Below are 8,124 nucleotides of genomic sequence, written 5' to 3'. Positions count from 1 at the left end.
TGCGCGTTGCCTCTGTCTCGGGATCGGTATAAGTGGCGGTGACCACGTTACGGGTGGTCTTGTCTTCAAGTTGCCCGACCGAAGGTGCGGTGTACAAGCCTCCTGTATTGATGACTCCCTGGGAGCGCGAGCCATCGATGTCGCGAACACTCCAGGTGATATTGGCAGCCCGTGCGCGATAGAGCAGTTCGATAATTTCAAACTGCAGGTTGTCACCGGTTTTGACCGTCGTGTAAAGCGGCTTGAGGCTGAACGAAGTCAGGGCCGGGTCGACTTCCCCGAACATGGCCAGGTCGCCGGGCAAGTGGGCTTCTTTCAGGATCAGGGCATTGTGTTCCGGGAACAGCAGATGGCTGATGCCGAAGAAATTTATTTCAGGAATATCGATTTTTTTGAACAGGTTGAGCATGACGTCCATGGTCTGCGCTAATACGTCGGCCGCTTTTTCAATAAGATTTTTAGGGTCCATGGAGGTCTTGTGGATAGAAAGCTCGTAAGAGGAACCGGATTGATCCGAACGCTCGAACTGGACAGTGTTGGTAACAGGATCCAGGACCGTATCAAAGATCAGGTCCAGGTTATAAGTGAATTCAGCATCGGTATCATATTCACTGTCCCACCATCCCACCTGCTCATTCCAGATGCGAAAGGTTTCGATTGAGTTGCCACTCCACTTGAGTGCCAGTCGGAAATCCGGTCTTATGTAGATCGTCAGGTTGTTAATGAACGTGAATGAAAGGTCTTCCTTGATGAAGTGGTAGGTGTGTGGCCAGCTTTCCGTCGTTACATCAATTTTGCCGACGGAATAACTACCTGCGACAGCTTTCAGTTGATAATCGGCGTTTTCATCCTCGACATCCAGATTCAGTCCGCGACCTACAAGGTTTTTTATATAGGGTGCTATAAACCAGTGCATGATCGCCTGGCGGGCGATCAATAACGAACCTGAGTACTTTGAGCGATCCTCGCCCGGCACCTTGTCATCGGGGATCAGATAAGGGAATGTGCTCTCATCTACCGGTAATATTCCGTCGTGAAAGTTGTTCTTGGTGCGAACAAACAACACTACAGCGCCATCGCCATAACTGTCCGACTTGAGATTTTTTCCCTCAGGCGCTGCCTGGGTCAGGATATAAAAGTCCTTGGGAGCCAACAGGTCATCGGCATTGAAGTCCAGCAAACCCAGTGAATAGATTTGCTGTTCTGCCGGTAGCAAGTCGAACCTTGCCTTGAAAAAGCCGCCTATCAGCGTCGGGTTGACGCCCAGCTCAACGAGATTGGTCGTGAATTCTGTGGCTTTCGAGATATCCAGAATGACTTGAGAGTTCTTGTTGATGCCTCCCACCACTTTTCTCAGTTCAATATCGGCGTTCAAGCGGTAACCATGCTGTTCGGAAATATTGAAACTGGAGAGCGCTCGCGTCGGAGAGCCAGGGGCATTGCTGTAATGAGTGACCGTGCCGCCAACGATATCCATGTTCAGGCGTGCCCTGGAGTCTTTCAGTGATGCATTTTCAAACGAGAGGCGTGGAGCACTCAGAATGATCCCGCTCAGTTCCAGGGTTTCAGGCCCTTCCAGTTGCACCGTTCCGCGGATCGCGGGCAGGAAGCTGTCTGTACTGAACCGCGCAATATGTTGTTGCGCCAGAAGGTGATTGGCCTTGGTACGGTTGAAGGACACGATTGCCCCCCAGCCCAGGGTATTGGTTCGGCCTTTGAGTGCCTGTAAAAGTGAGTTCAGTGAATTTGCCATGTCACACCTCGATTGACTCCTTGTCCCCGGCCACCACCAAGTGCGGTGGCCATTCACGCTTCCTGATTTACTGGTATGCCCTGCCTATATCCGGGTACTGCGACAAGGGCAGTGGTATGACGGTGTATCCGTAATCGATGGGTATGGGAGCGCCTTCAAATTCCGGCTCGCGAGCAAATGTGCAGGTAATGATGGCGAACCCCGGCAGTTTTTCCTGTGGTTCGGTGTAGACACCCAGTTCATTCACCGAGCCTGTGCCCCCCAGCAATGCCCAGACCAGTTTGTTGTGCGGAACGGGTATAGGCCCGCTGTCGTATTGTTTCATGAAGTTCAATTGGGCTTTGCCTTGCGCCGCCTGGGCCAGATCAACTTCTACCTGTCCGCCCAGTACCTTGTTGATCACCAGTACTTCGGCCTGGCCTATGTTGCCCTGATCGTCAGTCACTTGAATCACATCCTGGATGAACATATCTGTCGAGTTGTCGGCAGAGGCTTTATAGGTTGTGCTCTTGCCCGTAGTGGGGTTCAACTGACCACCTTGGGCCGGGTTCTTCATGGCCCATTTCAGTGGCCTGTCATCAAGAGTTCCAGCGGTAAAGCTCAGTTCGCCATTGGATTTGGTTACCGAGAAGATCGGATTCAGGGAAATGGTCTGGCTGACAATGGAGACAAGGGTTGAAGACGAGGCCGCAATACCCCGTGCTGTTGTGCCTGTCGCGGTAATGATTGCCTGCTGGGAGTCGCTGCCTTGAAGTTCCGCCACTGTAGGTGCGGTATAGACGCCCTCATTGGTGATCGAGCCGAAGGGGCTGGTGTCCCCTGGTAAACCTTGCACGCTCCAGGTCACGGTAGCTGCCGGTGCGACGCTGAATGTCTTGGTGCTGCCCGGATTCAGAATGACTTGTTCGGGTTCTATCACGAAGCTGGTCAGGGAAGGGTCGACATTGCCGAAAATGGCCAGATCTCCGGGTACATGAGCGTCTGTCAGGACCATTGAGTTACTGTCGGGAAACAGGAGATTTCGTAACAGGAATGTGTCGATGTCGGGGATCTTGATGTTGGCAATATGGTTGAAGAAATGCTCGTTCAGCTTTTCGTACCATGTTCTAAAAAATACGGCTCGATGATCGAAACCGAAAAAATTCAGCCAATCATAGTCGCCTATACTGCTCCCGGTTTCAGCACTTACGGTCGTCGAAAACTGGATGGCGCTGGTAATCGGATCTACTTCAGGTGTCATGTCTGTCTTGGTATATAGATTGAATTCAAACTGGCCGTTGACATCCGTATCGTTGCCGTTATTGACATCAACTTTCTGGTTCCAATCGCTTGTGTTATGGGCATTCCACTCTACGTGAAGAGTGTTATTCTGGGCCTTTAATACTACACCGGAGTAGGGGGCTTCCTCCGTGACTTTAATGACAGCGTCTTCCAGTAATCTCAAGGTGCTATGGTGTCCGTCAGAGGAGCTTGTAAATACTGTGCCCGCCGGTTTTACATAGTTTTCTTTCAAGGCTTGTGCATATAAGTGTAAAGCTTTGCCATCTTCATCCGTGGGTGATTTCAGTTCGTAAGTCATATTGGGGTGTTGATTGAGCACTGGCAGAATCAGCTTGCTGAACAGGACTCTATTTGAAAGCAGTACAGCACTCGAGTACTTGGTTCCGTTTTCATCATTGGGAATCAGATACTCGAAGTCGCTGTTTTCGGTAGGGGCGCCACCGTCAGTCCCGCCTTTCAATGTCACCAGCAACACTACGGCGCCGTCGCTGTAGTTGGGGGCTGCCCGGTTTTTGGCCCCAGGTGCCGCCTGGGTACGTATGATAAAATTTTTCGGGGTGAGTGTGGTGTCCATGCTTGTGTTGAGGGCACCCAGGGTATAAACCTGCAGCTCCGGTTTTTCCTTGAAGCGTTCAAGGAAGAAGTCTTTTGCATTGATGATGCTTACCTGGTCCGAGAAGAGGTCGGTATCGAATGCGGTCATTTTTGAGAGATCAATCTGTACGACTCCGGCATCTGTTACGTTGCCGGGTGCATTGATCAGGTCCACATCCATCCATAACGTTGGCCCTGCGGCTCCATTGGGCCGCATGATGGAATGAATGCCTTTGTAACCGCCGACCGGTTCGCTTTTCAGAATGGCCAGTCCTGCGGTAATGGGTTGAGTAATCTTGGCTTTGGAGTGCTCGATATCGGCATTTTCGAAAGAAATCCTGGGCAGGCCTAACTGAATGCCGAAGAAGTTAAGTTTTGAGCCTTCCTCTCCCTCGATATGCCCGTCGATGGGAGACATGTAGTTTTCGGAGGTCAGTTTTTTTATATATTGTTGCAACAGTAACGCATTGGCCCGCCCACGGTTATAAACCACAATGGCGTCCCAGCCCTGGGTCTTGGGGTTTTGCTGTAGCCAGGTCAACAGAGCGTCTCGTGATTTACCGCCTACAGCCTTTATGTGTGTGTCGTCTGGAAGAGTCATGATGGTTTCCATGTAATAAAGAGTGTCGCCTTCCGGGGAGGTTATGCATTTAATGACTAAAGACTGCTGTCGTCGTACAAAACGATGCCTGTTATAAGTTCGTGCAAACTTCGCTGTGCGGTAAAGAATCTCTACGGTCTTGTGAAAGTTGTCTACTGGCAGAAATACCAGTGGCCTTTCAAGTTCCCTTGTTTATGGGTATTTCATTGCCTTGCCGGAATATTGCGGCAAGGGGAGTGCTATTGCGGTGTATCCATAGTCGACGGGTATGGGCGCGCCTTCGAAGTCGGGTTCGCGAGCAAATGCGCAGGTAATCAAGGCAAATCCCGTGACCTGATATTGCGGTTCGGTATAGAGGCCTGAGGCATCCACGGAGCCTGTACCTGCCAGCAATGTCCATGTCAGTTTCTCTGGCGGAACAGGGGTAAGATCGGCACCGTATTGTTTCAGGAAGCTCAGTTGTGCCTTGCCACTCGCAGCCTGGGCAAAATCCACGTCTACCTGCCCGCCGAGCTCTCTGTTGATGACCAGTATGTAAGCCTCGCCCAGGTTGCCCAAAGTGTCAGTTACCTCAATCACATCCAGGGTGAACATGCCTGAAACCTGTAGCGGTGCGGCCGTATAGGTCGTACTCAGGCCCGTTGCAGGTACAAGCTTGCCGCCTTGACCTGGCGCTCTCATGGTCCATTGCAACGGTCTGTCATCCGCTATTGCGGCGGTGAACTGGATGCTGCCTTCAGGTTTGACTACTGAAAAGACCGGGTTCAGGGTAATGGTCTGGGGGACAATCGAGACCAGGGTCGAAGAGGAGGCCGCGATACCTCGTGATGTCGTACCGGCCGCAGTAATGATCACCTGATGAGGCTTTCGGCCTTCAAGCTGCGCCGTGGTGGGAGCGATATAGACGCCCTGATTGTTGATGGTGCCGACGGAACGATTGTCTCCCGGCAAGCCTTTCACGCTCCAGGTCACTGTGGCGGCCGGTTCTACTCTGAATGTTGCGTTGCCCTCCGGCTTCAGGACGACGTGCTCGGGCTCTATGACGAAACTGGTCAGGGAGGGCGTGACGTTGCCGAAGACCGTCAGATCTCCGGGAACATAAGCGTCTGTCAGGACCATCAGGTTGTGGTCTGGGAATAGCAGGTTCCGTAACAGGAGGGTGTTGATGTCGGGGAGCGCCAGGTTTTTGGTGAACTCGAAAAGATTGTCTTTGATGACGTTACGCAAATCATCCACATAACGATTAAAGTTCTGTGCGTAGTGATCCTTTGGCATATCAATTTCGATTTGCTCGTCGGCCACGTCTTCCTGCTCAAAATGTATGACGCCGGTATCAGGGTAGATGCTGAGTTTTAAGGCCACGCTCAGGTTTGTTTTAATGTTTACTGTTTCGTCCGAGTGCGTATCGCTCAGGTCGCCTCGGGTATTGTGGTAATGCATGCTGATGGGGAACGTCTTGTTTGTCCAGTTGAAATAAATAGCGTCGGAATAGGCTGTAAAGGTCGCGCCTGCCAAAGGAATTGTGATCAGGGGGGTGCTGGCGGTGACAATGTAGTTGCTGTAGTAACCATTGCAAACAAACTTGTAGTCGGACTTCGTTATCGCTCCCTGCGTGTATTCCAGGTATATATGCCCCGGCTTTCCTTGCTCATCTGTAGACGTTTTAGGGGTCAGGGTTTTTCCGGGCAGTAGAATGTTCAGGTGGTGGGTGATGAGTTTGGTGAACAAGACGTTGTTTGAAATTAGTACCGTCCCTGAATACTTGGTTCCGTTTTCATCATTGGGTATCAAGTATTTGAAGTCACTGTTTTTAGTGGGCGTTTGACCGTCCGCTCCGTTTTTCAGTGTCACCAGCAATACCACGGCACCGTCGCCATAGTTGGGGGCTGCCCGGCTAGTGGCACCAGGTGCTGGCTGGGTGCGGACGACAAAGTGTTGCGGAGCCAGGGTGGAGTCTGCGCTCTTGTCCAGGGCGCCTAGGGTGTAAACCTGCAGTTCCGGATTTTCCTTGAAACGCTCAATGAAAAACTCTTTTGCATGGGTGGCGCTTGCCTTGTCCAAGAAAAGATCAGTCTCAAAGTTGGTCATCTTCGAGAGATCAATCTGTACCACGCCTGCTTGCGTGACGTCTCCCGGCGCGCTCAGCAGGTCCACATCCATCCATAATGTGGGTCCTACTGCGCCATTGGGCTGCATGATCGAATGAATCGTCTTGTAACCGCCCGCCGGTTCGCTTTGCAGGATGGCCAGTCCTGCGGTAATCGTCTGGGTCACTCGGGCTGTCGAATGCTCGATATCGGCATTTTCAAATGAAAGCCACGGCAGACCCAACTGGATACCGAAGAATTTCAGCTTTTCGTTTTCCCCCTGTATCTGACCGTCGATGGGAGAGAGGTAGTTTTCGGCCGTCAGTTTTTTTATATATTGCTGGATCAATAACGCATTTACCCGGCCACGGTTATAAGCCACGATAGCGTCCCAGCCGAGGGTCCTGGGGGTTTTCACTAGCCAGCTCAGCAGTATATCTAGCGGGTCGCCGCCTATAGTCTTTATCGGTATATCATTTGAAAGAGCCATGATGTTCTCCCGATCATTAGGGATATCGCCTTTTATCCTGGTTATGCATTTTAGGACTCATTCATGTTGTAGCCATCCATAGTGTCATCTGCTGTAAATGCATGTCAGGCACATGAGCAGGAATGTCCGCCGTCTTCTGTCAATTGTCTACTGGTAGAAATGCCAGTTGCCAGCCATTCAACGGCTGCTAGCATCAGTCACAGTGTTGTTTTTTCTGTCTGATACTCTCTGGTTTTAAAGTATGCAGGCAGTTTTATAAAATGCTTATAACAGGAATCATTGTCATGACGCGGCGCATGTTAAAACTTCTGCCATTGATCTCGGTCATGGCCCTGTGTACTTCCATTGCCGGCCATGTTTCACAGGTGCAGGCTGCTGACGCCGATGGGCAGTTAGTGATCTTGAACAAGAAGAATGCAGATGGCAGTTACCCGATTAACTGCAGTATTCCTTTTGTTACGTCCACCATCAACTTTCAGAATAACTCATTTGATTGTGATAATGATGAGGCTTATGGGTTCAAGCTGGAAAATGTGCCATCGGCGACGTTCTTTTCATTCCACGACTCCCCCAATTGTACGGATAACGAAAACTTTTCGTTCCGCTTCAAAACCATACAGCAGCCCACCAATATGGAAAAAGGTATCGATATCGAAGAGGCCGGCAAAAAGCCGCCTGGTTCGGTTGTCGTGCCGGGAGTGATGCTGATTTTCAGCAGGGTGGATGAGCAGGTGGGTGGAAAGCTTTCGTGCGTGAAAATCGAGCGTTCTGCCGTGCCGACACCGTAATGGTTGTTCCAATCACAATGCCTTCATTTGCCTGCCGGGGATTTCTCCATGCCCACACCCACTGTCCACTCCAACGCCTTCAACTTTCTCAGCGCGCTCCAGGCCGGTGTCGACCCTCGCACCGGCCAGTACACCTGCGTCATTACCCTGCCCGAACTCAAGGCCAACCACCTGTGCGGACCCACGGTGCCCCTCAGCCTCGGCTTCAGCCCCATGAGCCCCCGCAACACCGGCTTCGGCAAGGGCTGGAGCGTGCGCCTGTCGCACTTCGATACCGTCTCGCGCATCCTCTCACTGTCCACCGGGGAAACCTTCCGCATCGAAGGCTCGGCCAGCCAGCCCACCGTCCCCGAACGCAAGATCGACAGTTTTCATTTTTCCGTCGAGGCCACCGGCCGCTATCGGGTGGCCCACAAGTCCGGCCTGGTGGAAATCCTCACCCTGCGCGGCGGCGACACCCAGGCCTGGGTCAGTGAAATCCACTCCGCCGAAGGCCATCGGGTCAGCCTGGCCTACGAGACCTTTGCCGA

3 protein-coding genes and 2 pseudogenes are annotated in these 8,124 nt (G+C 51.9%); 2 read left to right on the top strand and 3 right to left on the bottom strand.

All coding sequences use genetic code 11. The annotated features are described in order from the left end of the window. From JL015_RS27410 to JL015_RS27400, 3 genes and pseudogenes are all read right to left on the bottom strand, one after another. Positions 1–1,753: pseudogene (locus tag JL015_RS27410) on the bottom strand (hypothetical protein); the annotation flags it as partial. Between the two features lie 67 nt (positions 1,754–1,820). After that, positions 1,821–4,229 carry a hypothetical protein gene (locus tag JL015_RS27405; protein WP_201020674.1) on the bottom strand — a complete coding sequence of 803 codons (2,409 nt, stop codon included), beginning with the start codon at positions 4,227–4,229 and terminating at the stop codon, positions 1,821–1,823. Positions 4,230–4,421: 192 nt separating this feature from the next. Then, on the bottom strand, positions 4,422–6,806 hold the full coding sequence (locus JL015_RS27400) for a hypothetical protein (RefSeq protein WP_201020673.1): 2,385 nt from the start codon (positions 6,804–6,806) through the stop codon (positions 4,422–4,424). Between the two features lie 284 nt (positions 6,807–7,090). On the opposite strand from JL015_RS27400, the gene JL015_RS27395 reads away from it, so the two are divergent. Both JL015_RS27395 and JL015_RS27390 read left to right on the top strand, forming a co-directional pair. Continuing rightward, positions 7,091–7,594, top strand: coding sequence for a hypothetical protein (locus JL015_RS27395; RefSeq protein ID WP_201020672.1), 504 nt, complete (start codon positions 7,091–7,093; stop codon positions 7,592–7,594). 48 nt (positions 7,595–7,642) lie between these two features. Then, a pseudogene (locus JL015_RS27390) lies at positions 7,643–8,124 on the top strand (sugar-binding protein); the annotation flags it as partial.

This window comes from Pseudomonas cichorii, assembly GCF_015471405.1.
Classification (GTDB): Bacteria; Pseudomonadota; Gammaproteobacteria; order Pseudomonadales; family Pseudomonadaceae; genus Aquipseudomonas; species Aquipseudomonas serbiensis.
Note: the sequence above shows the minus strand (reverse complement) of the source record. Positions and strands in the feature narration are given on the sequence as shown.